The sequence below is a fragment of the Croceicoccus sp. Ery5 genome (assembly GCF_020985325.1).
GTDB lineage: Bacteria > Pseudomonadota > Alphaproteobacteria > Sphingomonadales > Sphingomonadaceae > Croceicoccus.
In genome coordinates, this window is the sequence record NZ_CP087587.1 from 2544769 (window position 1) to 2569856 (window position 25088).

Genomic DNA, 25088 nt, shown 5'->3' on the forward strand with positions numbered 1-25088 from the left:
GCGGAAAAGGCACCCCTCCCACGTGGCCGGTCGTTGCCGGCTTTTGATTCAGAAAACGAAAGGCATCCGCAGACGAATGCTGCGACTACAATGCCTTAGGGCAAAATCACGAATCTAGAACATGTGTCCGAAATCTGATCATGCCAGCGATTCGTTCGTTGTCAATACGATTGTTGCGCTGCGTCATTTGACCACTGTTTGCCTGTTGCGCAGCGGCGTATAACGTGGTTGGATTGTTCCACGCGTAACCAACTGGAAGCCTTGCAACATGCTGCAATCCGCCCGTTCGGCACCGGATCAGAAACAGGCGATGGAAGCCGCCTTTACAAGGGCGACGGGCCTGCTCGACCGGGATCCGGCAGCGGCATTGGCAGAGGCGCGGGCGATGCTGCAAATGGCCCCCGCCGATCCCGTCGTGCGCCTGATCGAGGCGCAGGCCATGCGCCGCTCCGGCGATGCTGCGGGTGCACTCTCGCGGCTCGACCGGCTGGTGGCAGAGGAGCCGCGCATGTTCGGCGCACTATGGGAACTGGCGCAAACCGCGGCAGAGACGGGCGACAGCGCAAGGGCGGTCGCCGCGCTGGAAACGCTCACCCGTCAGCAGCCCGCCATCGCCACGGGCTGGTTCCTGCTGGCCGCGCAATTGCGCAGGCTGGACCGTGCCGAAGAGGCATGGCGCGCCGATCTGTCGGGCGTCCACGCCTCTGCCCGCGACCCCGAATTGCTGAAGGTCGCTGCCGCGATGAATGTGGGCAGGCTGGACGATGCGGCAGCCATGGCCAAGGCGCGCCGTCACCGCATTCCCGAAGACCCTGTTGCCGTGCGCCTTGCGGGAGAGATCGCATGGCGTCAGGGCGACCTGTCCGCCGCGCTCGACACGGTGGAGACCGCCCTTGTCATGGCGCCCGGTTTCGATCTTGCGCGCGACTTCATGGTGCGGCTGTTGCTGCAGATGAACCGGCTGGAAGAAGCGATGGCGCATGTCGAGGTGCTGGCCCGCTCTCCCGTCGCGCATCCCGGCCATGATCTGCTGCGCGCATCGGTTCTGGTCCGGCTGGGCGACCATGGCGAGGCGAAGGCGATCTATGAACGCCTGCTTGAACTAAAGCCCGATCACCCGCAGGTCTGGCAGAACCTTGGCCACGTGCTCAAGACCATGGGGCAGCAGGACGATGCCATCGCCGCCTATCGCCGGTCGGTCACCCATCGCCCCGCCATGGGGGAAGCGTGGTGGAGCCTTGCCAATCTGAAAACGGTGCATCTGGACAAGAGCGATATCGCCGCGATGGAGGCCGCTCTGGCGACGCTGGACCCGGCGGTCGAAGACCAGAAAGAGGATCTGTTCCACCTCCATTTCGCATTGGGCAAGGCGCTGGAAGACGCAGGGGAATATGCGGAATCCTTTCGCCATTACGACAAGGGCAATCGTCTGCGCCGTACGATGATCCTGCACGATGCCGACGATTTCACGACAGAGGTCGCAGCCACGGCGCGCGCATTCGATGCCGCGTTTCTGGGCGCGCTGGAACCGGGCGGTTGCCCTGCCCCCGATCCGATCTTCATCGTCGGCCTGCCGCGTTCTGGATCGACGCTGGTGGAACAGATTCTGGCCAGCCACAGCCAGATCGAGGGTACGATGGAACTGCCCGAGATGATGATGATCGCCGGCCGCCTGCAATCGCGCATCGACGATGGCGAATTCCCCGATTTCGCCACCATGATCGCCTCTCTCTCGCCCGACGACAGGGCGCGGCTGGGCGAGGAATATATCGATCGCACGCGCGTTCACCGCCAGACGGACAAGCCGCTGTTCATCGACAAGATGCCCAACAACTGGCAGCACACGGGTCTGATCCGCATGATCCTGCCCAATGCCCGCATCATCGACGCGCGGCGGCACCCGCTGTCCTGCTGCCTGTCGGGATGGAAACAGCATTTCGCGCGGGGTCAGACCTTCAGCTATGATCTGGACGACATCGGCCGGTATTACCGCGATTATGTGGCGCTGATGGCCGCCTATGACGCCGCCGATCCGGGCGCGGTGCACCGCGTGATATACGAGGATATGGTCCATGATACCGAGGCGGAAATCCGACGCCTGCTCGATTATCTGGGTCTGAAGTTCGAACAATCCTGCGTCGATTTCCATACCAACAGGCGCGCCGTGCGGACTGCCAGTTCGGAACAGGTGCGCCAGCCGATCTATACGCAGGGGCTGAGCCAGTGGAAGAATTACGAACCATGGCTGGCCCCGCTGAAAAGCGCGCTGGGCTCGGTGGCGGACCGTTACCCTGCCGTACCGTAACCGCGCCTACGCTGGCCATGGGGCCGGCCCCGCGGCCAAAATCACGCCTAAGCTGACATAACAGGGGTGAAACATATCCTGCTTTGGCTTTTACGCGCGAGATCGGCAGAAGCAGGATTGTAGCGCAATTAATGCGAATGACTTGCATTAGAGTTTTTGACGAGTAGAAGGAACGCACTGCCGACGGTACCGATTTTGCGCATGCCAAGGTTGCAATTGCAGCCGCATGCCATCAAAGGCGCCAAGGCGTTCCCGACCCTGACGACGAAACATGGACCAAGCCTTGACCCATCAGCCTATTGCCCGCGAAGAATTCACCCCCTCCGCCGCTCTCGAAGTGGAAACGGTGAAGCGCGTACATCATCTGAACGACGGTCTGTTCAGCTTCTCGATCTCGCGTCCGGCCAGCTTCCGTTTCCGTTCGGGCGAATTCGTGATGGTCGGCCTGCCCAATAACGGCAAGCCGCTGCTGCGCGCCTATTCGATCGCCAGCCCCAGCTATGCCGACGAGCTGGAGTTTCTGTCGGTCAAGATCCAGGACGGGCCGCTGACCTCGCGGCTTCAGCATATTCAGGTGGGCGATCCCGTCTATCTGGGCAAGAAGCCGACCGGCACGCTGGTCACCGACGCGCTGATCCCGGGCCGCCGCCTGTTCATGCTGTCGACCGGCACGGGCCTTGCCCCTTTCATGAGCCTTGCGCGCGATCCCGACGTCTATTCGATGTTCTCGGAGATCGTGCTGGTCCATTCGGTGCGCAAGGTCAGCGATCTGGCCTATCGCGACCTGCTGGAATCGCAGCTGGCGGGCGACCCTCTGGTGCAGGACGAAGCACTGCTGCAGTTCCACTATGTTCCCACCGTCACGCGTGAGGAGTTCCGCAACACCGGCCGCATCAGCACGCTGATCGAAAACGGCAAGCTGTTCGAAACCGTCAGCGGGCCCAAGACGTTCGATCCCGAAAACGACCGCGTGATGCTGTGCGGCAGCATGGCGATGATCAAGGATCACGCCGCCGATCTGGAAGCGCGCGGCTTTATCGAGGGCAGCAATTCCAAGCCCGGCCATTTCGTGATCGAGCGCGCCTTCGTCGGCTGATCCCGACCGGCATTCCGAACAGGTCCGGCGCGGGTCGAAATACCCGCGATCAAGCCGCCGCTGCGGGCGGCATGATGCGATTGGCGCGAAACGCGCGCAATGTGCGGACGGTAATATCGGTCTCGAACTGTTTTTCGTGCTTGGTGTCGAGGACATAGGCTTTCAGCCGTAACCGCACCGCCACGAAATTCTGCATCGGCACTTGCGACACCAGCACCACGATGGGCTTAGGCAGATAGATATAGCGGCTCGACAGCGCAGCTTCGGTCACGATCTCGCGCGCCTGATCGATATCCTCGCCCGCGCCGATCAGGAAATCGACCACCACCTGCATGTCGAGCGCGCCGTAATTGCCCGACGACGTAATGTCGCTCAGGAACTTGTTGTTCGGGATGGTAATCGTATTGTCGTCCAGCGTCTGCAGCCTGACCGAACGCAGGCCGATCGCCGTGATATCGCCGTAAAACCCGCCAAAGCTGACGCGGTCACCCACCTGGAACGGGCGGTCGACGATAATCATCACGCCCGCCACGAACGACGCGACAAGGTCTTTCAGCGCAAAGCCGACCGCGACCGCCGCGGTGCCGCCCATCAGTGCCAGCAATGTGCTGTCGATCTTGAACGACAGCGCCGTCACGATCACGGCGGTGGCGATAAAGATGAAGAATTTGGCGAAGGTCGCCACTTTCTGCATCGTCAGGCGGCGGGCGGCGAATTGCGTGCTGAACCGGTTGACGAAGCCGGTCAGCACTTTCAGCAGGAACCACGCCCCCGCCAGCACGAAGAGCGAGGTGACCACCCCGCTCCACCGCACGAAATCGCCCAGCTGTGCGACATCGATATCGGGCGCCTGCGCCGCGGCGGGCGTGGCGGTCGAAACCGCCGCCAGCAGCAAGGCGATCCTGCGCGAATGGGCCGCGATCATGGCTTTGCTCCCGCGATAAGGTTCTGGGCCCGCAACAGTCGTTTGACTTCCTCGAACCAGTACAGGCTCAGGCGATAGCCGCCATCCTGCGGAACGGTCACGCCCAGCAATTCGCACGATCGCAGCGTTTCGCGCACGCGGGCGAGCGGCAGATCGGTGGCGCTGGCGATATCGGCGGCGCTGGCGATGTCCATCTGCAATATGGTGCGCAGGACGAACAATGTCATGGGCGGCATGGCGGCCAGTCGCGCGATATCGGGCGCCTTGAACGTGCGGACGCAGACCTGCCCTGTTTCCCTGTCGCGGAACAGGCTGCGCCGCCAGCGCTCCAGAGCCACTGCCGGATTGCCGCCCGATTCCTCGGTCAGCGCGGCGTAAAACGCGCGCCGCGCGCGTTCCTCCGGCGCGACCTCGTCCTCGAACAACATGCTGCCCGTATCGTCGCCGGCATATTCGAATTCGGGATCGATCCCCGCATTGGCACTGCGCCTTTCGATCAGCTCGCGGATTTGCTTTACCGACCACGGGCGCAGCATGATTTCGTCATCGAACAGGGGCCTGTCCCCCCTCGCCCGTTCCAGAAACGGCCATGCCGCACCGCCCACGGCGAAGATCCAGCTGGTGCGCCCCGGCGTGTGGCGCGCGACTTCCAGCAAGGCATCGAACCGCGCCAGCCCGCCGATGGCCGGAACGATCATGCGCTGGACATCGTCGATGGCCACGCAGTGCGGCGCGGCCTGCAATGCATCGATCACAGCCCGCGGTTCGGCCGCGCAGCCCAGCGCGTCTGCCATGGCGGCCAGCAATCCGTCGTCCGGCCCCGCCTTCGCCTCCACCTGCAACGGCGGCAGGCCCGATGCTTCGACCAGACGATTGACGATGGTGGTCTTGCCATGGCCGCGATCGCCGACCACCGCCAGCACATGGCCCGGCAGCGGAAAGCCCGACTTCGCATCGGCGGCGGCAGGCACCGTCGCATCCGCCAACGGGCGCCCGTGCGGCGCCAGAAGGTGCATTTCCGCGTCGCTCAGCGGGTCATAGCGGCCGCTTTCCTCGTCCGCGATGACCCGCTCGCTCGCCTTTTCGCGCGCGCGCTGGCCCAATATCTCGCGGATCAGCGACAGCTGGCGGATACGGCGCGCGACGATCACGCGCGCGCCCTGCGCCATCAGCACGAAACCGCCCGCCACCCGCCCCAGCGCGCCGCTGATGCCGTCGGGATTGTTCGATACCCAGCGCAGAACGGTGCTTTTGGGTGCACCCAGACGGGCCAGAGTCTCGATCCTTTCGCGCCACCATGTGGTGATCACGAACAGCACCGGTATCGCCAGCAGCCAGCAGAAGGTGAGTATCCAGCTATAGATCGCGCCATGGCCGACGACGCCCGCCGTCATGGTCAGCAACAGCCCGACACCGATCACCACGGTCGCCACCAGCCGCAGCGAGCGTTTGCGAAGGGCCGCGCGCGGGTCCTCTCCGCCGCGGCCGCGCGCCATCGCGTCGATCACCTGCACCAATGCCGCCCCGCCGAAAATCCAGCATGCCAGCAACCAGACCAGCCGGATCGGCGCGGGGGAAAAGAACACCGGAAACAGCCAGTTCAGCACCAGCAGCAGCACCAGCCAGTCGAGCGGTTTCAGCGCATGGCGCAACAGGCGCAGCAGATAGGCGGAGAGCGAGGACCACAGGGTCGGCGGCTTGCGGCTGCTTTGCGTGCGTTCCAGATCGCCGACGACCGTATCGCCCACGCCGCGCCAGAAACGGAACACCATCACTGCCAGCAGCAATTCGAAAATGACGAGGAAATAGCTGGCCCGGAATTCCATCAGGCCGGTAGTGAAAGCCTTTAGCCCCGCGAAGCCCGTCGCCACATTATAGCGCACGGTCAGCACGATCTGCTTCACTTCGCGACCGACCTGATCCAGACCCTCGGCACCGAAACCCGTGACCCGCGACCGCAGCCCCGACGAGAGCGAGGGCAACAGCGCCAGCCGCGCCTCGTTCATGGTGATCATCGCATCATACAGCGCATCGCGCCGCTCGCGCAGCAGCACTTGCTGATAGGATGACAACAGCACCGCCTGCCTTGCCAGTGCCTGCTGATAGGCAATCAGCCGCTCTCCGGTACCTTCGGACGTGATCAGCGCAGGATCGACGGGCGGAATGCGCAGGCGCGAATTTTTGGCGCCGGTCGCGCCGCCCAGCGCATCGCCCAGTTCGCCCCTGATACCGCGCAGCGCAACGATCAGATCGCCGTTAAGCGCGTCGGCGGCTGCGGTGCTGCCCGGCGATCCCGCGACCGCCTCCGCCTTGCGGCGCCATGCCAGCGCGTCGGTTTCAATCAGCCCGATGGCAGCAGCCTCGTTCTCCAGCCGCGCCGCCTCTGCCGCCACCGCGGTTTGGGCGGTTTTCAGACGGGTGTATTCGGCGATCAGCAGGCTGCGACGTTCCGCCTCCGCCTCTGCCCTTGCCGCTTCCGCCTCGGCCAGTTGCAGGCGGGCCTCTTCTTCCAGCGATGCTTCGTCTGGCGGGGGCTCTGCCAGGGTGACGTCGCCGGGGGCGGCATCCGGCGTTTGCGCCCATGCGGGGGAAAGGGCGGCAAGCGCCAACAGGCACAGCACGGCCATCGCCCGCATGATCATGCCATGCGGCGATACCAGACCTGCCCGACTGCCCCGATGCATAGTGCAATTCCCCCCGCGTTCAGGGCGATCCCGTCCGGCAGTTCCCTACGCCGGATTCGGAAATTCACCAATGTGCAGAGCGTTTACACTAGACCGGCGCGTGTCAACGGACACTCGCGGTTAATGCTGATAATGATGCGGACTTATAGGGAGATAGGGCCGGACCTGCATGTCCGGCCTGAACGTGCCGGACCGGACCGACCTTTCAGACCAGGGCCACAACCTGCGCGGGGCCGACCGGTTCACGATCCTCACCGCGCATGCGCCGCCGGAACAGGCGCTTTACCAGCCGCGTTTCCAGAATGCGCCCGCCGATATAGAGCACGACGAAAATGCACGCGAAAACATAGGCGGGCGTAGGCGAAGGGCCGATCTTGTCGAGATCCTTTTCCTTGTCCTTATCCGGCATTTCAGGCGTGGGCGCGCCAAGAAACTTGTCGATCGGGCTTTGGGGAAGGATCTTGTCTTCCTTCTCCTCTTTCGCCTTATCGCCCTCTGCAGCCATTTCGGCCGCAGCAGACGCGCGTTCGTAATCACGGATCAGCGTGTTCATCTGGGCAAAGGCCAGAAACAGCAGCGGCGCGAAAAAGCAGTAGAGGAAAGCGCGGCTGACCAGATGATAGTTCAGACGCGATGCCGTGCCGTCGTTTTCGACGACCAGCTCGCCGCGGTCGAAGACCGACATTCGGTCCTGCGCGGGCTGGCCCTGTTTGCCAAAGCTGATCGTATTGCCATGCCGTTCGAAACTGGTGCCGCGTTCGTGGAACAGCGGCTCCAACCGGTCGAGCGCTTCTTTCGGGGACTGGCCGGCCGGAAGCTCCACGCTGTCGCGCACATGCCAGATCCAGTCGAAGTAGTTCTTGATCACTCTATGCACCCCGAATTCAGATTCATGTCCGGCCCGATCACTCGGCAGGAACCGCAGGCGGCAGGCGGCGCTGGAAACGCAGCTTCATCGACGCCCATGCATCCTTGAACGGGAAGACCATCGTTTCCTTGATCGACATGGCGCGGCCGCCTTCCATGCCCAGCAGCTCCGCCTCTCCGTCGACGCAGGTGCCGAACATGCGGTCGATGATGATCCACGTGCCCGAATAATTGCTGCGGCTCGCTTCGTAGTCCTGCGAATGATGGACGCTGTGATGTTCGGTCGTGTTGAACACGAAGCGCCACCAGTTGGGCGTGTTGAAGCGCACATTGATGTGCTGATAGATCGACACCGCGACACCCAGCGTACCGGCCAGCAGGAAGGCGCGCGGCAGGAAGTCGAAGAAACCGCCGATGCCAAGGCCGATCAGGAACAGCTCGATCGGATTGCCGACGGCGCCCTTGTTGATGTTCAGCTGGGTGATGTAGTGGTGCGGCGCATGGGTCAGCCACAGCGGGTGCCAGTTATGCATGCCGCGATGCATCCAATATTGCCCGAAATCGAAAATGAACGAGATCAGGAATGCCTGCACCAGCAGCGGCAGCATCATGAACCAGGCGAATTTTTCCCAGTCGAACGAGCTTTGGATAAAACCGATGATGGCATCGTCGCCGATATAGCTGCCCACCGTGCGGATGATCGTATAGCCAAGTCCGACATAGAACAGGTCGACCGCGAATTCCTTCCACGTCAGGCGCCAGCTGCGAAAACGGGGGTTCACCCATTCGAGGCCGAGCAGGAAAATCTTGAAGCCGATACCGATGGCGATGGCCGTCGACGCTGTCGCGATCGAATTGGGCGCATAATACCAGAACGCCAGCAGCGCGAGCAGCGTCGCGGGCTGGAACCAGGTGAAAAACAACACCTTGGCCCGGCTGCCTTCAACCTTGGGCAGGTTTTCCCAGCCGATCGTAACCGGAGAGTCTGCCCCGATGATCCGTTTGCCTACGCGAACTCCGCTCATACTACCCACCCGCATCACATGTCGTGAAAACCGATTGGGACGCCCAAGGGCGGCCCGTCCAAAATCAAGCCAAGCGTATGCCCCCTGACGGAGGCGAAGTAAGTGTCCAAATGACGTAGTTTTGCAGCGATTTTCCCCCGAAAATCGACGATTCCCGCGATGGAATGTATACTATTCTCATTCGGAAATCACCCTTACCGCCAGGGCCGCTGCAGCCGCGCGCGTTTCCACGCCCAGCTTGGTGAAAATCTGCTGCAAATGCTTGTTGACCGTGCGCGGGCTGATGCCCAGAATTTCGCTGATCGTGCGGTTCGACTTGCCATAGCTGACCCACAGCAGAACCTCTGCCTCGCGCTGGGTCAGGCCCGCGTAATTCTGCAGCGATTCAAGATCGGCGCCTTCGCGGATTTCGGTCAGGCGGATCAATGTCTCGCCATCGCGCTCGCTTTTGACGGCGGAAATCTCGACCGCGAAATCCGCCACCGACACGCGCATCGCATTGCCCGCCCGCGCCGGATCGGCCAGCACGCGATCGGCGGTCGGCTGCAAGGCCGCGGGCAATGCCCGGGCGTTCGCCGTCCATGCAGGATCGACGGATGTCAGCAATTCCTCCGCCTGGGGCGTGCACCATGCCAGCGCGCCGCGCGCATCGAATGCCGCCAGCCTGCCACCCGCCGCGTCAAGCGCGAGGCGCGACCGGTGCGACTGGCGCGCATTGGCCAGATGAACGCGGATGCGGGCCAGCAATTCCTCGATCACGATGGGCTTGCGGATATAATCGACGCCGCCGGTTTCCAGCGCGGCGACCGCATGTTCGGGTTCGGTCAGCCCCGTCATGAAAATCACCGGAATATGCGCCAGCGCGGGATCGTTCTTGATCCGGACCGTGGTTTCGATACCCGACATGCCGGGCATGACCCCGTCCATCAGGATCAGATCGGGCATGGCCCCGGCAAGCACGTCGAGCGCTGCCTCTCCGCTGGTGGCGACCAGCGCGCCCATGCCTGCCTGTTCCAGCGTCTCGACGATGAAGCGCAGCGAATCCGGCTGGTCGTCGACGACGAGAATGCGGTCCGTCGGGCGGGCTTCATCCGGCATCGGAGTTCCCCTTTTCCGCATCGGCCTTTTCCGCAAGTGACGCCAGTGCCTTCAGGTCGAAACCGTCGAGGCACCGGCGCAGCCGGGCGACCAGTGCATCATCACCCGAAGCCAGCGCCGCCAGCGCATCGATCCCGTCTTCGATCCCGCGAATATCGCCAATCCGCGCGGCCTGTGCGATGGCGGCCAGATGGGGGCCCATGCGCGGATCGGCCCGTAAATCTTCAGCTGGTGTCGCCTTGACCGATGCGTCGGAAAGCGCCTTCTGAACCGCGTTACCCGTCCATTCGATCTGCAATTGCGCCGAAACAACATCCAGCAACGCGCCGAATTCAAACGGTTTCAGAACGAATGCGTCGTGCGGCCCTGCCGCATCGCCAGCGCCCCGAAATTCGTCCGCATCGGCGGACAGCATCACGATCCGCAGGGCGCTGCCATAGCGGGCCCGCAGCATGCGCGCCGCTTCCCATCCCGACTTGCCGGGCATGGAAATGTCGAGAAATACCAGATCGGGCAACATGTCGGCAGCAAGGCGCACGGCCCCGTCCGCATCGCTTGCCGCACTCACCGCGAAACCCAAAGGTTCGAGCAGCCCCGACAGCAGCGCCGACTGAGCCGCATCGTCATCGACGACAAGAATCGTGCGGCGTGGTCCGCGATAGCCGGTGACGGCGGTCGTCGGCGTTTCGTCCGCCGGTCGCTCTGCCGGTTCGGACAGCATCAGCCGGACGGTGAAGCGCGTCCCCTCGCCCACGCGGCTTTCCACCGCGATCTCGCCGCCCATGATACGGACCAGCGCCTGCGTGATCGCAAGGCCCAGCCCCGTGCCTGGCCGGTCGTTGGCGGAATCATTGCTACGCTCGAACGCTTCGAATATGCGGTCCAGCCGTTCGGCGGGTATGCCGATGCCGCTGTCGGCCACTTCGAACGTCGCGATTTGCGAACGATAGGTGATCTTCAGCGTGACACGGCCGCTGTCGGTAAACTTGATCGCGTTCGACAGCAGGTTGATCAGCACCTGCCTCAGTCGCTTTTGATCGCCGCGCACGAATTCGGGCAAGGGCGCCGGACATTCGAAATGGAAATCGATGCCGCGCGCCCGTGCCTGCGGTTCGAACATGTCGACGATCTGGCGGATAAGCGCGGGAAAGCGGATCGTGTCGCGGCTGATCCGCATGACCCCGCCTTCGACTTGCGACAGGTCGAGCAGCCCTTCGACCAGATTGGCCAGATGTTCCGAACTGCGGCGGATCACCCGCGCGGCATGCGCCGGATCGCGCGCCGTGCCGCGTTCCAGCAATTGCGCATAGCCATAGATGGAATTGAGCGGCGATCGGATCTCATGGCTGACGCTCGCCAGAAAGCGTGTCTTTGCCTCGTTCGCAGCCTCTGCCGCTGCCTTGGCGCGCAGCAGTTCGGCCTGGCGCGATTCCAGCGTGGCGATACGCTCCAGCAGGCCCGTATCATGGCGCGGCGCGGCGCGGCCCGTGGTCAGGCGGGAAAGAACGCTTTCCATCAGGCCCGGCACCGCAGCCGGCCTTTAACAGAGTGCGCCCCGCGTGCCATTCACACGACCGCCAGAGATATTTCGACCGCGCCGTTCATCGCCGTTCAGCCCGCTGCGATGAAGTTGCGCCAGCCGCCCAGATGGGTGATGTCGGTCGCCCCCGTCAGCGCGCGCGGTTCGGCGACGAAACCCTTGACGCTGCTGCCGTCTTCCAGCGTGACCGTCCCGATGGCAAGCGGCGCGGGCACTTCGGCGGTAAAGCTGCCGAACGCGGCGACATCCAGCTCATAGACCTCGACCGGAATGGCCGCGCCATCTTCGGCCCATGCCAGCGCGGGCTTGGGCGGGGTGCTGTCGGCCATGGCATACAGGCGATAGCTGGGCGCGGTATCGAACGCGCCGACGAATTCGGCATCGCGCGAGGTCAGCTGCCAGTGGAGCGGCATGTCTTTCAGATGGGCGCCGACGACGGCCAGTTTCACGCGTTCCATATGTCCCTCCAGATCGAGCGGTGGCGGAGCGGGAATTTCCGCCGCGCCCAGAAAACCCTCGGCCCCGCGCATCAGGGCAAGGTCGCTGTCGGCAGGGCCGATCAGCGTGATGCCAAAGCCGGTGCCATTGTCGCGCACACCCGCGGGCACGGCGATGGCCGCCATGTCGAGCAGGTTCACGAAATTGGTGTAGAACCCCAGATTGCTGTTCAGCGCGACGGGCGCTGCCAGCATCTCGCGCACGCGATAGGTGGTCGGCGTCGTGGGGAACGCCAGCATGTCGACATCCTGCCACATCAGATCGGCATGGCGCTTCAACTCGGCCAGCCGATAGATGCCGTTCCACAATGTCACCGCGCTGATATCGGTTCCGCCGCTAACGACCTCGCGCACGGTGGGGTCGATGGCGTCGGGATTGCCGGTCAGCAATTCCTCGATCGCCGCGGTGCGTTCGGCCACCCACGGACCGCCGTAAAGCAGCAGCGCGGCTTCCAGCAAAGGCGCAATGTCGAGCTCGACGATCTCGGCATCGCGGCCCAGCGTGGCGATCGCCTGTTCATAGAAAAACGCCGCCTGCGCATCGCCAAAGAACACGCGCTGGTCGGGGCGCGGCACGCCGATGCGGCGCGGCTGCAGTTGGGTTTCGGCCAGCGGCTTCGACCACGGATCGGCGGGGTCGAAACCGGCAATCGCCGCGTCGACCAGCCGCGCATCGGCGACGTCGTTGGCGAATGTGGTGATGCAATCGATGCTGCGGCACGCAGGGACAAGGCCGCGCGTGCTCCACCGCCCCTTGCTGGGCTTGAAACCGATCAGATGTTGAAACGCCGCCGGAACGCGGCCCGAACCCGCCGTATCGGTGCCCAGCGCAAACGGGACCAGCCCCGCCGCCACGGCAACCGACGACCCCGAACTGGACCCGCCGCTGACGTAATCGAGATTATAGGCATTGCGCGGAATGCCATAGGGGCTGCGCGTGCCGTTCAGGCCGGTGGCAAACTGGTCCAGATTGGTCTTGCCGACACAGATCGCGCCTGCCGCCGCAAGCCTTTCGATCACGCCGGCCGATGCCGCCGGGTCATAGGCAAAGGCGGGGCATGCCGCCGTCGTCGGCAGGCCGGCCACATCGATATTGTCTTTCACCGCATAGGACACGCCTGCCAGCGGCAAGATTTCGCCCGCCGCGATGCGTTCGTCCACCTTGCGCGCGGCGGCCAGCACGTCTTCGCGCGCAGCACGGGTGATCCAGATCTGCGGCTGCACCGCATCATAGGCATCGATCCGCGCCAGTGCCTGTTCGGCCATATCGGCCGCGCTGGCCTGCCCGCCATTGACGGCGGCGGCGATGGCGGCGGCGCTTCTGGTATCGGGCGCGCTCATGCCGAACGCCTCAGCGCCAGCATGGGGGCGCCGGGCTGCAGGGCCTGACGCTCTTGCAGGTAAAGCGCCTCGACCGTGCCGCTGGCGGGACTTTCGAACGGACATTCCATCTTCATCGCCTCGATCACGGCGATCACATCGCCTGCGTTCACGCTGTCTCCCGGCTCCACCATCAGCTTCCACACGCTGCCGCCAAAGGGTGCCTCGATCAGCTCGGTCCCTTCGGGCAGTTCGATCGCCGCCGGTTCGGCGCTGCCGTCGGCTTCCTCGATCAGGTCGGACACGCGGTCGAATTCGCCCGAACGCTCCCAGTCGGCGCGCTCTTCGTCGAAAGCGGCCTGCCGGGTCCCCTGAAACTCGGCAATGGAGCCTGCATTATCGGCCAGAAAGGCGCGGTAATCGGCAAGGCGGAATTCCGACGGCTCCACCGTGATGGAACGGCGGCCATTGGGGAAATCGCGGCGCCATTCGGCCAGCTCGTCCGCGCTCACCTCGTAAAAGCGGATCTGGTCGAAAAAGCGCAGCAGCCATGGCTTGCCCTCGATAAAGGCGTCGGTCTGGCGGTGCGTGTTCCACACCTGAATGGTGCGGCCGAACAGCTGGTATCCGCCCGGCCCCTCCATGCCGTAAATGCACATATAGGCGCCGCCGATGCCGACCACATTGGGCGGCGTCCACGTGCGGGCGGGGTTGTATTTGGTCGTCACCAGCCGGTGGCGCGGATCGATCGGGGTCGCGACCGGCGCGCCCAGATAGACATCGCCCAGCCCCATCACCAGATAGCTGGCGTCGAAGATGATATCCTCGACCGCCTTTACATCGGGCAGGCCGTTGATGCGGCGGATGAATTCGATATTGTCGGGGCACCACGGCGCATCGTCGCGCACGGCGGCGATATATTTCTCGACCGTTTCGATCGTGGCCGGATCGCGCCAGCTGAGCGGCAGGTGCACGATGCGCGAGGGGACGGTGAAATCCTCAAGATCGCCCAGCGCGTCATCTGCCTGCATCAACGCGGCCAGCGCGCCTTTCTGGTCCAGCGTCTCGCCATCGAAATGCAATTGCAGCGACCGGATCCCGGGGACGATATCCACCACGCCGGGCAGCGCCAGCCGTTCCAGTTCGGTCATCAAGGCATGGACGCGGATGCGCAATTCGATGTCGAGCACGATGGGTCCGTATTCGACCAGAATATTGCGGTCGCCCTGCTGGCGATAAAAGGTGCGCGGCCGCTTTCCCTGCGCCGGCGTTTCGGCCAGCACGGGCGACAGCGTGGCGATGTCGCGCGGCGTATGGGCCGCGTCCAGCGGCTCCAGCATGGTGCGCTGCGCCGCCTGTGCATCATCGATGCTGACAGGCACGAAGCGCAGCCGGTCATCAGGCGAAAGCTGGCCGATCTTCCAGCGGTCGGCGGCGATCACGGTGAACGGGCACACGAACCCGCCCAGCGAAGGACCGTCGGGACCAAGGATGATCGGCATGTCGCCGGTGAAATCGACCGCGCCCACGGCATAGGGATTGTCGTGGATGTTCGACGGGTGCAGCCCCGCCTCGCCCCCGTCCTTGCGCGCCCATTCGGGCTTTGGCCCCACCAGGCGCACACCGGTGCGGTTGCTGTTGTAATGGACCTGCCATTCGGCATCGAGGATCTGGTCGATATCGGCGGGCGTGAAGAAATCGGGGGCGCCATGCGGACCGTACAGGACGCGAAGGGTCCAAGTCTTGCCCAGTTCCTCGGGCGCGCGATGGTTGTCCGCGACAGGAGCTTGGGGCGCGTTCAGATGCAGCGTATCGCCTGCCAGCAGGCGGCGGGCGGCATGGCCGCCGAACTGGCCCAGCTCGAACGTGCTGCAGCTGCCCAGATAGGGGGCGATGTCCAGACCGCCCGCGAACAATATGTAACCGCGCACGCCGCCGCCGGTCGCGCGGCCCATCGCCAGTGTCTGCCCCGCCCTCACCGTCAGCACGCGATTGCGCCCCACCGGCTCGCCATCGATCTTCGCGCCGAAATCGGCGCCGGTCAGGCAGATCTGCGTGTCCTGCGTGAAATTCAGCGTCGGGCCGCTGGCGGTCAGTTCCAGACCTTCCATTCCTTCGGGATTGCCCAGCAGCAGATTGCCGATGCGGAAAGAACGATCGTCCATCGGACCCGACGGCGGGACGCCGATGGCCCACAGCCCCTGCCGCCCCGGCCAGTCCTGCACGGTGGTCGCGGTGCCGCCGCTGACCACGCGCACGCAGCGCGGGACGTAATCGATGGTCTGCAGCATGCGGGTCGAAACCTCGCCGCTGGCAAAGCGGGGATCGCGCACGACATCGCGCAGCCAGCGCAGATTGGTCTCGATCCCGTCGACGCGGCTGTGCGCCAGCGCGTCCTGCATTGCCGCGATCGCGCCTTCACGCGTCGCGGCATGCACGATCAGCTTGGCCAGCATCGGATCGTAAAATGCGCTGACCTCGCTGCCCGCCATCACCCATGTTTCGGCACGGATGTCGTCCGGAAATTCGACGGCGGTCAGCGTGCCGACGGTGGGACGGTAATCCAGCGCGGGATCTTCGGCATAGAGGCGCACCTGCACCGAGTGTCCCTGCAATACCGGCGCATCACCATCCAGAAACGCATAATCGCCCGCCGCGCCGCGGATCATCCATTCGACCAGATCGACACCCGTCACCTCTTCGGTAACGCCATGTTCGACCTGCAGGCGGGTATTCATTTCAAGGAAGAAGAACTCTTCCCGCTCGGCATCGAACAGGAATTCGACCGTACCGGCAGAGCGATAGTTCGCCGCTTCGCCCAATCGGACGGCGGCGGCGATCAGCTCCGCGCGCTTGGCATCGCTCAGGCAGGGTGCTGGCGCTTCCTCGACCACTTTCTGGTTGCGGCGCTGAAGCGAACAATCACGTTCGCCCAAAGGCATGACGCGGCCCGTGCCATCGCCGAAAATCTGCACCTCGATATGGCGGGCGCGCCCGATATAGCGTTCGAGGAAAACCCCCGCATCGCCGAAATTGCCCGCGCCCAGCCGTGCAACGGCGGCAAAGCCGTCACGCACGGCGGCCACATCCTCGCAAATGCGCATGCCGATGCCGCCGCCGCCTGCCGTGGCTTTCAGGATGACGGGAAAGCCGATGCCTTGCGCTGCCTCTGCCGCCTCGTCCTCGTCCGTCAGCAGGCCGGTGCCGGGGGCCAGCGGCACGCCATGTGCCTCTGCCAGCGCGCGGGCGCTGTGCTTCAGGCCGAAGGTACGGATATTGTCGGGCGTGGGGCCGATGAATTCGATACCGGCAGCGGCACAAGCCTCGGCAAAATCGGTGTTTTCGGCCAGAAAGCCGTAACCGGGATGGATCGCCCCCGCGCCGGTTTCGCGCGCCGCGGCAAGGATCGCATCGACATTGAGATAGCTTTCGGCGGCCGGAGCGGGTCCGATGCACACCGCGACATCGGCTTGCGACACATGCAGCGATCCGGCATCCGCCTCGGAATAGACGGCGACGGAACGCAGCCCCATGCGGCGCAGCGTGCGGATGATCCGCGTGGCGATCGCACCGCGGTTCGCGACCAGTACCGTATCGAAACTCATGCGGCGACGATCATGCGCACGGGGGTGGGATTGAACGCGTTGCACGGATTATTGATCTGCGGGCAGTTCGACACCACCACGATCACATCCATCTCTGCCTTAAGATCGACGGTCAGGCCCGGCGCGGATATGCCATCGACAATGCCCAGCGATCCGTCTTCCAGCACCGGCACGTTCATAAAGAAATTGATGTTCGATACGATGTCGCGCTTGCCGCGTTCCTCGGTCAGGTTCGCTTCCAGGAAGTTTTCGACACAGGCGTGCTGCGCCTTGGTGTGATGGCCGTATCGCAGCGTGTTGGATTCGCACGAACAGGCGCCGCCGATGGTGTCGTGATATTCCACCGCCGTGTCGGCAATGGTCATCATCGGACGCCCTTCGTTCGACCGCAGTACCGTGCCCTTGCGCAGAAAGAGATTGCCCTGCGCCGAAACAGTGTCCTGCGCGCTATAGCGTTCGGTATCGTCCTGCGCGGAATAGAGCAGGAAATCGACTGCCTGATTACCCTCTACATCGACGATGCGCAGCGTCTGGCCCGCGGCGATATGGTGCAGCCACGGCGCGCGCGCAGGCACGATCTCGTCATGTACGATCGCGCCGGAAAGGCCCGAGAGTGCGGCATCGGTGCTCATGTTCGGTCGTTCCTGCTTATCGGCGGTAATAATCTTCGACATTCTCGAACGCGCGCAGCCCTTCGGGGCTGGCGTTGCGCACGGGATCGTCGCTGCCGGTGACGGGGCCGCGCCATGCCGTGGCACGCAGGCGCGTGACGGCGTATTCGTCGCGCGGGTCAAGGACATGCGGGCAATTGGCGATCACCACGATGACGTCCATTTCGGCGCGCAGGACCAGCTCGCGGCCCGCATCGAACGGTCCCACCTGCGGCACGATCGTGCCATCGGCCTCGATCCGCGCGCCCTTGAACAGGTTGATGCAGGGGTGCACGTCGCGCCGCTGCAAACCGTGCTTGGCCGATCCCAGCAGCAGCCTGTCGCGCCCGTTGGGGAATGCGCCGCTGTTGCGCCCCTCGCCATATTTGGCGGCATTGGTAGCGGCGTTCGACGTACCGCAGAACGCATCATGCGTTCCGGCATCGTCGGAAAGAATGCTCATCATCACGCGGCCCATGTCGGACAGCAGAAGCTTGCCCGCGCCCAGATAGCCGTTCCACTGCACCTTGACCGTATCGGCGACATTCAGCCGTTCGGTCGGCATTTCGGCGTTGTACACCAGCAAAGAGGCGCAGGCGTCGCCCTCCAGATCGACAAGCCGCAGCCGCGATCCGCGCGACAGCCGCCGCGTGGCATAGCCGCCTGCCGCGATCACTTCTTCCCAAACCAGATCGCCGGGTGCGACGCCATCGGGCAGATCGTCTGCCACGGGCGGCAGCACCGGCATCGCGTCGGCCTTCGTTCCGGCCATCGCGCGGGCGTGTTCGCGCGCCGCCATCGGATCGGCGAGATTGACCGTCATGCGGCGGCCTCCTTCCTTTTCTTGACGGGCTCCTTCGCGCCTTCCTCCACATCGTGGAGCGGCGGCAGCAGAGCCGTGGTGGTCACAAGCTGAAGCTGGCGCACCCCGCGAATGCCGCGCAAAGCGTCGCATAATTCTTCCAGCCGCTTGGCAGGGCCCTGCACCAGCATGACCTCCAGCGATTGGTCATCCTCCAGAAAGACATGCTGCGAGGAGATGACTTCCTTGAGATAATCCGCCTGCGTTTCGGCAAGCTGCTGGCGCACCCGCCCGCGGCTGCCGCGATAGACCAGCGTGACCGTGCCCGCGAGCATGTCCTCGGGCCGGAAGCGCGCCTCGTGGTCGGCCAGCGCGTGGCGGATCAGTTCGGCGATCAGCTGAGAGCGCGAGGGCAGGCCGCGTTCCTCCACCATCACGTCGAGCTGGCGGAAAAGTTCGGCCGGCAGGCTCATGCTCAGGCGGGCGAGATTGCTGGAGTCGGAACTCATTTCACTGTTCTCTCAAGTATTATTATTCGTGTCAATCGTAATACTGTCAGGATCGCCGGAAGGGCCTTCCGACGCTCCCGCCTGTTCTGCCTCGGCCAGCGCGGCTGCGGCCATTTTCTTCGTCAGTTCAAGGTCATAGACCGCCGTCGCACCATAGCGGTGTGGCGCGTGCGGATCGTATCGGCGCTTGTCGAGCGTGAGCACGCGCGTGCCCAAAGAGAACGCTTCCTTGATATCATGGGTGACCATCACCACGGTCAGCCCATAGTCCTTCCACAGCCGCGTGATCAGCGCGTGCATGTCTGCGCGGATACCGGGGTCGAGCGCGCCGAACGGTTCGTCGAGCAACAGGATGCGGGGCCGCTTGATCAGCGCCTGCGCGATGGCCAGACGCTGCTGCATGCCGCCCGACATTTCGGAGGGATAAAGATGCATCGCATCGCCAAGACCGACCGCGTGGAGCATCTCCTTCGCCTCGGCCTCGGCCGCGCGGCGCTTGGCACCGAACAACCGGGCGGTGAACGGAGCCTGCGCGCATTCCAGCCCGAAGGTCACATTGCGCAGCACCGTCAGATGGGCATAGACCGAATAGCGCTGGAACACGACGCCGCGATCCGGCCCGCATTCGGGCGGCAGCGGTTTATCGTCCAGCAGGATGCTGCCGCGCGTCGGCACGTCCTGCCCCAGTATCACGCGCAAAAGGCTGCTCTTGCCCGCGCCCGACGGACCGATGATCGACACGAAGGAACCGTCCGCAATGTCGAGCGAGACATTCTCGAGCACGACTTTCTCGCCATACTCGACCCAGACGTTGCGAAGCGAAAGGAGCGCGCTCAATGGCTTGCTCCATGGGCCCATGGGAACAGTTTCCGGCTGCCTGTCGCCAGCAGGAAATCGATGACGACCGCCAGAACGGCGATCCATGCGACATAGGGCAGGATGATATCCATCGAGAGATAGCGCCGGACCAGAAAGATGCGATAGCCAAGGCCGATGTCGGACGCGATCGCCTCCGCCGAAATCAGGAAGACCCATGCCGGCCCCAGCGACAGGCGAAGCGCCTGAATCAGCCGCGGCATCGCTTGCGGCAAGGCGACGCGCAGCATCACCTGCCAGCTGCTGGCGCCCAGGGTCTGCGCCTTGATGATCTGCTCTTTCGGCAGGGCAGTGATATGGGCGGCGATATCGCGCATCATAAAGGGCGCGATGCCGATAACGATCAGGGCCACCTTGGCGGTTTCGCCAAGGCCAAAGGCAATAAACAGGATCGGAAGCAGCGCAATCGGGGGGATGACCGCAACCGCCGTTACCAATGGCCCGAAGGTGGCCCTGACCGGAGGGAGAACACCCAGCACCAGCCCCACGATCAGGGCGGAGAGGGTCGAGATGCCAAGCCCGATGAAAAGCCGGGCAAGGCTGGCGAAACTGTCGGCCCAGAACAGATATTGTCCCGAAAGGCGGTCGGGCTCGAACACGAGCGCCGACATCGCCTCGGCCATATCCTGCGGCAGGGGCAGGATTTTATCGGCAGGATTGATCGCATGCCGGTTCGCGGCCAGCACGAGATAGAGGATCAGCAGCAGCACGATCGGAATCGCACCCAGCATGACCGCCTGTGCAGGCCGGATCTTCCGGTTCACCCATCGCATATGGCTAGCCCCGTCCTGCCTTGCGAACCGCCTTAAAGCTCGCCATCCGCAGCCATTTTCATATAGGTGTCGTCAAAGCGCAGCGTGACATTATTCGCATCGCCCAGCGTCTTGCCGCCGGGGAACGCCATGCCGATGGCATCGGCCGAACGCGCGCCCTGTCCGAACAGGCCCTGCGCAAAGCTGAAATCGCGAACGCGGGTCATCGTCGTCACCAGATCGGGCGACTGCGTGGCGGCCACGGCATCGGCGGGATCGGTATAAAGGAAAGTGCTCGCCAGCTGCTGCTCGAACTCCTCGGGCGTGGCGCCCGCCAGCTTGGCCATGGCATCGCGCGCGGCCTTGCCCTCTGCGTTATCCTGACGGATCAGCGCCATGGTCTCATACCAGATGCCCGCCAGCGCCTTGCCCAGATCGGGATTGGCCTTCAACGTAGCGGTATCGACCACCAGCAGGTCGACGATTTCGCCCGGGATGTCGGCCGAACTGAACTCCAGATTGGCGCCCGGCGCGGATTTCATCGTGGTCAGCTGCGGGTTCCAAGCGACCGCGGCAGTGATGTCGGGCGAATTGAAGGCGCCCGCGATATCGGCATCGGCGGTGTTGACGGTGCTGACATCGGTCAGCGGCATGCCCACGCTTTCCAGCCCGCGCGCCAGCAAATAATGCGATACCGACAGCTCGACCAGATAGACCTGACGCCCCTTGATCGCGGACAGATCGCTCGCGCCTTTCAGAAGAATGCCGTCATTGCCGTTCGAGTAATCGCCGACGATGATCGCGCTGGTATCCTTGCCGCCAGCGGCGGGGATCGTCAGCGCATCCATATTGGCGACGGTCACGCCGTCCAGCTTGCCTGCTGTATACTGGTTGACCGATTCGACGTAATCGTTGACCTGCACGAATTCGATGTCGAGACCGTATTTATCGGCCCATTTGTCGACGATGCCGGCCTGCTGGGCATAGGGCCACGGCATCCAGCCGGCATAGATCGACCAGCCGATATCGAACTCGGTCCGCGGCTCGGCCGGATCGTCCCCGCCAGAGCTGCATGATGCAACCGCCATGGCACAAGCGATCAGTGCAATTCTTCCCGCGCTGCGGAACCTGTTGAGCATGATTCGACTCCTTTCGCACCCGCAGCATCGCCGGTATTCCGACGTTTGTCTATGGGTAATTATTACTGTTGATATGTTTTGTAATATCCATATGTTCGCTGTCCAAGCGTGACGGATCGCATGCGCTGCGATAGAGCGAACGCATCGGGACAGGCATGCCGGACTGGCGATTGAACCCCTGCCGCCGCCGCGGCGTTGCGAGAGATTCCGATGCCTGGAAACCAGACTTACAATCCCGAACGATCCGGCAATCAGCAATCGCGAACGGGGCGGGCCTATCCCAATGGCAATCCGGATTTGGGATACAATCCTGACGGTGTGCGCCATACCGACAGCGTCGTGCCGCTGCACCCGGTCGCCCCCGTCATGCATGATTACGACTGCGACGGCCCGGCGCCGGGCCGGCTCGGCTTCCGCTGGACATATGGCTCCAATGTCGCCGCCAAGAACCGCGATCCGCGGGTTCAGGTGATGCAATATAACGAGGATACTTTCGTCCTGCGCCAGAATGTCTGCGTGCATTGGGAAGCGCCGTTTACCTATCTGCTGTTCGGCAACAGCGGCGCCCTGCTGATCGACAATGGCGCGACTGCCGATCCCGCCCAATATCCGCTTCGCGAAACGGTCGATGCGATCGTCGCGCGCTGGGCCAAGGGACGCGGACGCACGCGCGTGCCGCTGACCCTGGCCATGACGTCGGGCGAGGATGTGGCCCAGAACCGCGGCCTTGGCCAGTTCGCGGGGCGGCCTGACACGACATTCGTCCCTGCCCCGCTGGCCGCGATGAAGGATCATTACGGCCTGTTATCCAGCTGGCCCAAGGGCACCGGCACCATCGATCTGGGCGACCGCGCCATCACCGTGATCCCCACCCCCGGCGCGCATAAGGACGGGGTCAGTTTTTACGATCCCTATTGCGATTTCCTCTTCACCGGCGACCTGCTGTATCCCGGCAAGATCAATATCGGGAACGACCGCGACTTCGTGGCCTCGCTGGAACGGCTGAAGGATTTTGCCGCCAGCCATTCCGTCAAATGGATCATGGGCGGCCATATCGAAATGATGTTCGTGCCCGGCCAGTATTACCCTCGCTTTGCCAATTACAAACCGTACGAGCGGGTGCTGGAGATGGAACCCGAACTGATCGACGAGGCGCTGCATTTCGCCCGCGAGGTTCAGGGCAAGGATACGATGCTGATCCGGCCCGACTTTATCCTGATGAACGGCGTCAGCCCCGATCAGCGCACGCGCGAATGGCCCGAAGGCGTGCCGCAGATCCGCCCGCCCCACCCGTTCTGACCCGCACCCGTTCCGACTTTAAGGAAACACGCCATGGACCGCCGAACCTTTCTGGCCACGAACGCCGCCGCCGTCATTCCGCTGTCGGGCGCCGGCATCGCCTATGCCGAAACGCTGGCCGACAACGGCCCGCCCATCGATTTCAAAAGCAATCTGCCCGCCACCGGTTCCTTTCCCGACAAATGGATCTGCGGTTCGCCGTCGTGCATGGATAACACCGATCCGCCGTGGCAGGTGCACTGGTACAACGAACACACCGCCATCCTGCGCCAGAACAAGGCGTACAGTTACGAAGCGCCCTTCGCCCCGCTCTATTTCGGGAACGACCGCATCCTGCTGCTGGACGAAGGTTTCGTGCAGTTGCGCAACGATTGCGACCTGCGCGGCATCGTGGACGATACGATCGACGCATGGTGCAAGCGCAACGGCAAGAACCCGGCAAAGATGGAGCTGCTGGTCGCGTTCAGCCATTTGCATGCCGACCATTACGCCGCCGTCAACCAGTTCGCGGACCGGCCCAACACGCGTTACATGGGGCTGACGCATGAAGAAATGGTCGGTTTCTGGGGCATGACCAATTTCCCCGAAGAGAGGGTGACGCTGGACCTTGGCGGGCGCGACATTCTGATCTGGGGCTCGCCGGGCCATGTCATCTCGGAATTCGCCTATTACGACAGCTATTCGCAAATCCTCTATACCGGCGACATGTTCTATCGCGGGCGCTGCTATATCAGTTTCTGGGAGCCCTGGTTCGACAGCATGAAGCGGCTGATCGACTTCGTCGACACCCATCCCGTGACCCATGTGATGGGCTGCCATGTCGAGATCAGCAAGGACGGGGTCGATTATCCCTACGGGCTGACATGGCAACCGGACGAGGCACCGGTGCAGATGACGGTCGAACAGCTGCGCCACACGTTCGAATTCGCCAAGACCATCACCGAACCCGGCATTTATTTCACCGGCACGGTGTTCCTGTGCAACCAGACGCGGAGCACCACCACTATCGACACCTATCCCTATCGCTATAGCTAAGGCCCGCGTCCGGGCCGTGACAGGAGCACGCGCATGAAGAAAACCGTTGCAATCGCATTGGCATCCGTCTCGCTTGGCGCATGCGGTTCGCCCCCTGCCGAAGAACCGGCGGGCGAGGCATTCGAGATGGTCGAAAAGGAACTGGCCGTGCCCGGCTTTGCCGATTTCCTGGCCGTCGATGGCGACACCGTATGGGTCACCAATGACGGCAGGGTCGAACAATGGGGCGTCGACGGCAAGCTGGCCGCCACGGAAATGCCGCGCCCCTGCGGCACCATGGCCATTGCCGAGGGATCGTTGTGGGTCGCCAATTGTCCCGACAGCAATCTCTATCGCATCGGGCTGGACGATGCGCAGGTCGAAACGATCATCGCCACCGGCATCGCCAATCCCAAGGGAGAGACCAATGTGGTGGCAGGCGCCGGTTCGGTCTGGGTGCCCAGCGACAGCGAAGGCGCGATCGCGCGCGTCGATCCTGCGACCAATGAAGTGATCGCCACGGTCAGCGTCGATCCCGGCACATTCTATCTGGCGTTCGGGCTCGACGCATTATGGGCCGTCAGCAGCGATGCGCAGTCGCTGCAAAAGATCGATCCGGCGACGAACAAGGTCACCGGCAAGGTCGCACTGGGCAAGCAGCCGGGCTTCCTTGCCGCGGGCGAAGGGGCCGTGTGGGTGCAGGAACAGGGCGATGGCACCGTGGCCCGTGTCGATCCCGCGACCATGACCGTGACCGATCGCATCGCTGTGGGCGAGAACCTGATCTATGGCGATATCGATGTCGGTGGCGGGCTTGTCTGGCTGCGCACCACCGACGATCAGGTGTTCGCCGTCATCGATCCGGCGACCAATACGGTCAAGGCGCGGCTGGGCAAGGCCGCGGGCAGCGGGGCGATCCGCTATACGCCCGACGGCGTGTGGACATCGGCGCATGACAACCAGACCCTGTCATGGTGGACCCTGCCGACCGCCGGGTAATTGCAATACCCCGGCGCAGCGGCGCGGCAGCCATGTCCTGACTGCGGGACATGGCGGCCGCGCCGTTTGAGAATCGACCCACGACG

At 63.6% G+C, this 25088-nt stretch carries 19 protein-coding genes; 5 read left to right on the forward strand and 14 right to left on the reverse strand.

From position 1 onward, the window contains the following. Positions 1-268 precede the first annotated feature (268 nt). Both LOZ74_RS12045 and LOZ74_RS12050 read left to right on the forward strand, forming a co-directional pair. A complete protein-coding gene (locus LOZ74_RS12045; protein ID WP_370638827.1) occupies positions 269-2305 on the forward strand; it encodes a sulfotransferase in 2037 nt (678 codons plus the stop codon). 271 nt (positions 2306-2576) lie between these two features. Continuing rightward, positions 2577-3401, forward strand: a complete 825-nt coding sequence (locus LOZ74_RS12050) for a ferredoxin--NADP reductase (RefSeq protein ID WP_230291418.1) — start codon at positions 2577-2579, stop codon at positions 3399-3401. Between the two features lie 49 nt (positions 3402-3450). Here the strand turns inward: LOZ74_RS12050 and LOZ74_RS12055 are convergent, their stop codons facing one another. From LOZ74_RS12055 to LOZ74_RS12120, 14 genes are all read right to left on the reverse strand, one after another. After that, positions 3451-4326, reverse strand: a complete 876-nt coding sequence (locus LOZ74_RS12055) for a mechanosensitive ion channel family protein (protein WP_230291419.1) — start codon at positions 4324-4326, stop codon at positions 3451-3453. After that, positions 4323-7010, reverse strand: a complete 2688-nt coding sequence (locus LOZ74_RS12060) for a hypothetical protein (protein WP_230291420.1) — start codon at positions 7008-7010, stop codon at positions 4323-4325. The genes LOZ74_RS12055 and LOZ74_RS12060 overlap by 4 nt, the downstream gene beginning before the upstream one ends. 205 nt (positions 7011-7215) lie before the next feature. After that, positions 7216-7878 (reverse strand): hypothetical protein, encoded by a 663-nt coding sequence (locus tag LOZ74_RS12065; RefSeq protein WP_230291421.1) that lies wholly within the window; start codon positions 7876-7878, stop codon positions 7216-7218. Positions 7879-7915: 37 nt separating this feature from the next. Beyond that, complete coding sequence (locus tag LOZ74_RS12070) at positions 7916-8902, reverse strand: sterol desaturase family protein (protein WP_230291422.1); 987 nt, start codon at positions 8900-8902, stop codon at positions 7916-7918. A gap of 177 nt (positions 8903-9079) precedes the next feature. Then, positions 9080-10000 (reverse strand): response regulator, encoded by a 921-nt coding sequence (locus LOZ74_RS12075; protein WP_230291423.1) that lies wholly within the window; start codon positions 9998-10000, stop codon positions 9080-9082. Then, positions 9990-11516, reverse strand: a complete 1527-nt coding sequence (locus tag LOZ74_RS12080) for an ATP-binding protein (protein ID WP_230291424.1) — start codon at positions 11514-11516, stop codon at positions 9990-9992. The genes LOZ74_RS12075 and LOZ74_RS12080 overlap by 11 nt, the downstream gene beginning before the upstream one ends. Before the next feature lie 95 nt (positions 11517-11611). Continuing rightward, positions 11612-13378: an allophanate hydrolase gene (gene atzF / locus LOZ74_RS12085; RefSeq protein WP_230291425.1), complete on the reverse strand. Its 1767-nt coding sequence runs from the start codon at positions 13376-13378 to the stop codon at positions 11612-11614. Further along, complete coding sequence (uca, locus tag LOZ74_RS12090; RefSeq protein ID WP_230291426.1) at positions 13375-16962, reverse strand: urea carboxylase; 3588 nt, start codon at positions 16960-16962, stop codon at positions 13375-13377. The genes atzF and uca overlap by 4 nt, the downstream gene beginning before the upstream one ends. Continuing rightward, positions 16959-17594, reverse strand: coding sequence for an urea amidolyase associated protein UAAP2 (locus LOZ74_RS12095; RefSeq protein ID WP_230291427.1), 636 nt, complete (start codon positions 17592-17594; stop codon positions 16959-16961). The genes uca and LOZ74_RS12095 overlap by 4 nt, the downstream gene beginning before the upstream one ends. Positions 17595-17610: 16 nt before the next feature. Next, positions 17611-18435 (reverse strand): urea amidolyase associated protein UAAP1, encoded by an 825-nt coding sequence (locus tag LOZ74_RS12100; RefSeq protein ID WP_230291428.1) that lies wholly within the window; start codon positions 18433-18435, stop codon positions 17611-17613. After that, positions 18432-18923, reverse strand: a complete 492-nt coding sequence (locus tag LOZ74_RS12105) for a CopG family ribbon-helix-helix protein (protein ID WP_230291429.1) — start codon at positions 18921-18923, stop codon at positions 18432-18434. Before LOZ74_RS12105 ends, LOZ74_RS12100 begins: the two co-directional genes overlap by 4 nt. Before the next feature lie 12 nt (positions 18924-18935). Then, positions 18936-19760, reverse strand: coding sequence for an ATP-binding cassette domain-containing protein (locus LOZ74_RS12110; protein WP_230291430.1), 825 nt, complete (start codon positions 19758-19760; stop codon positions 18936-18938). Then, positions 19757-20572 (reverse strand): ABC transporter permease, encoded by an 816-nt coding sequence (locus LOZ74_RS12115; RefSeq protein ID WP_230291431.1) that lies wholly within the window; start codon positions 20570-20572, stop codon positions 19757-19759. The genes LOZ74_RS12110 and LOZ74_RS12115 overlap by 4 nt, the downstream gene beginning before the upstream one ends. A gap of 32 nt (positions 20573-20604) precedes the next feature. Further along, positions 20605-21690: a putative urea ABC transporter substrate-binding protein gene (locus LOZ74_RS12120; RefSeq protein ID WP_230291432.1), complete on the reverse strand. Its 1086-nt coding sequence runs from the start codon at positions 21688-21690 to the stop codon at positions 20605-20607. Between the two features lie 210 nt (positions 21691-21900). Between LOZ74_RS12120 and LOZ74_RS12125 the strand changes: the two genes are divergently transcribed. Genes LOZ74_RS12125 through LOZ74_RS12135 form a run of 3 tightly spaced genes read left to right on the forward strand, consistent with a single transcriptional unit; the run spans position 21901 to position 25002 of the window. Beyond that, the gene (locus LOZ74_RS12125; protein ID WP_230291433.1) at positions 21901-22989 is read left to right on the forward strand and encodes an MBL fold metallo-hydrolase; all 1089 of its coding nucleotides are present in this window, start codon (positions 21901-21903) and stop codon (positions 22987-22989) included. A 33-nt stretch (positions 22990-23022) separates the two neighbouring features. Then, the gene (locus LOZ74_RS12130; protein ID WP_230291434.1) at positions 23023-24024 is read left to right on the forward strand and encodes an MBL fold metallo-hydrolase; all 1002 of its coding nucleotides are present in this window, start codon (positions 23023-23025) and stop codon (positions 24022-24024) included. A gap of 33 nt (positions 24025-24057) precedes the next feature. After that, positions 24058-25002 carry a YncE family protein gene (locus LOZ74_RS12135; RefSeq protein WP_230291435.1) on the forward strand — a complete coding sequence of 315 codons (945 nt, stop codon included), beginning with the start codon at positions 24058-24060 and terminating at the stop codon, positions 25000-25002. Positions 25003-25088: the final 86 nt, after the last annotated feature.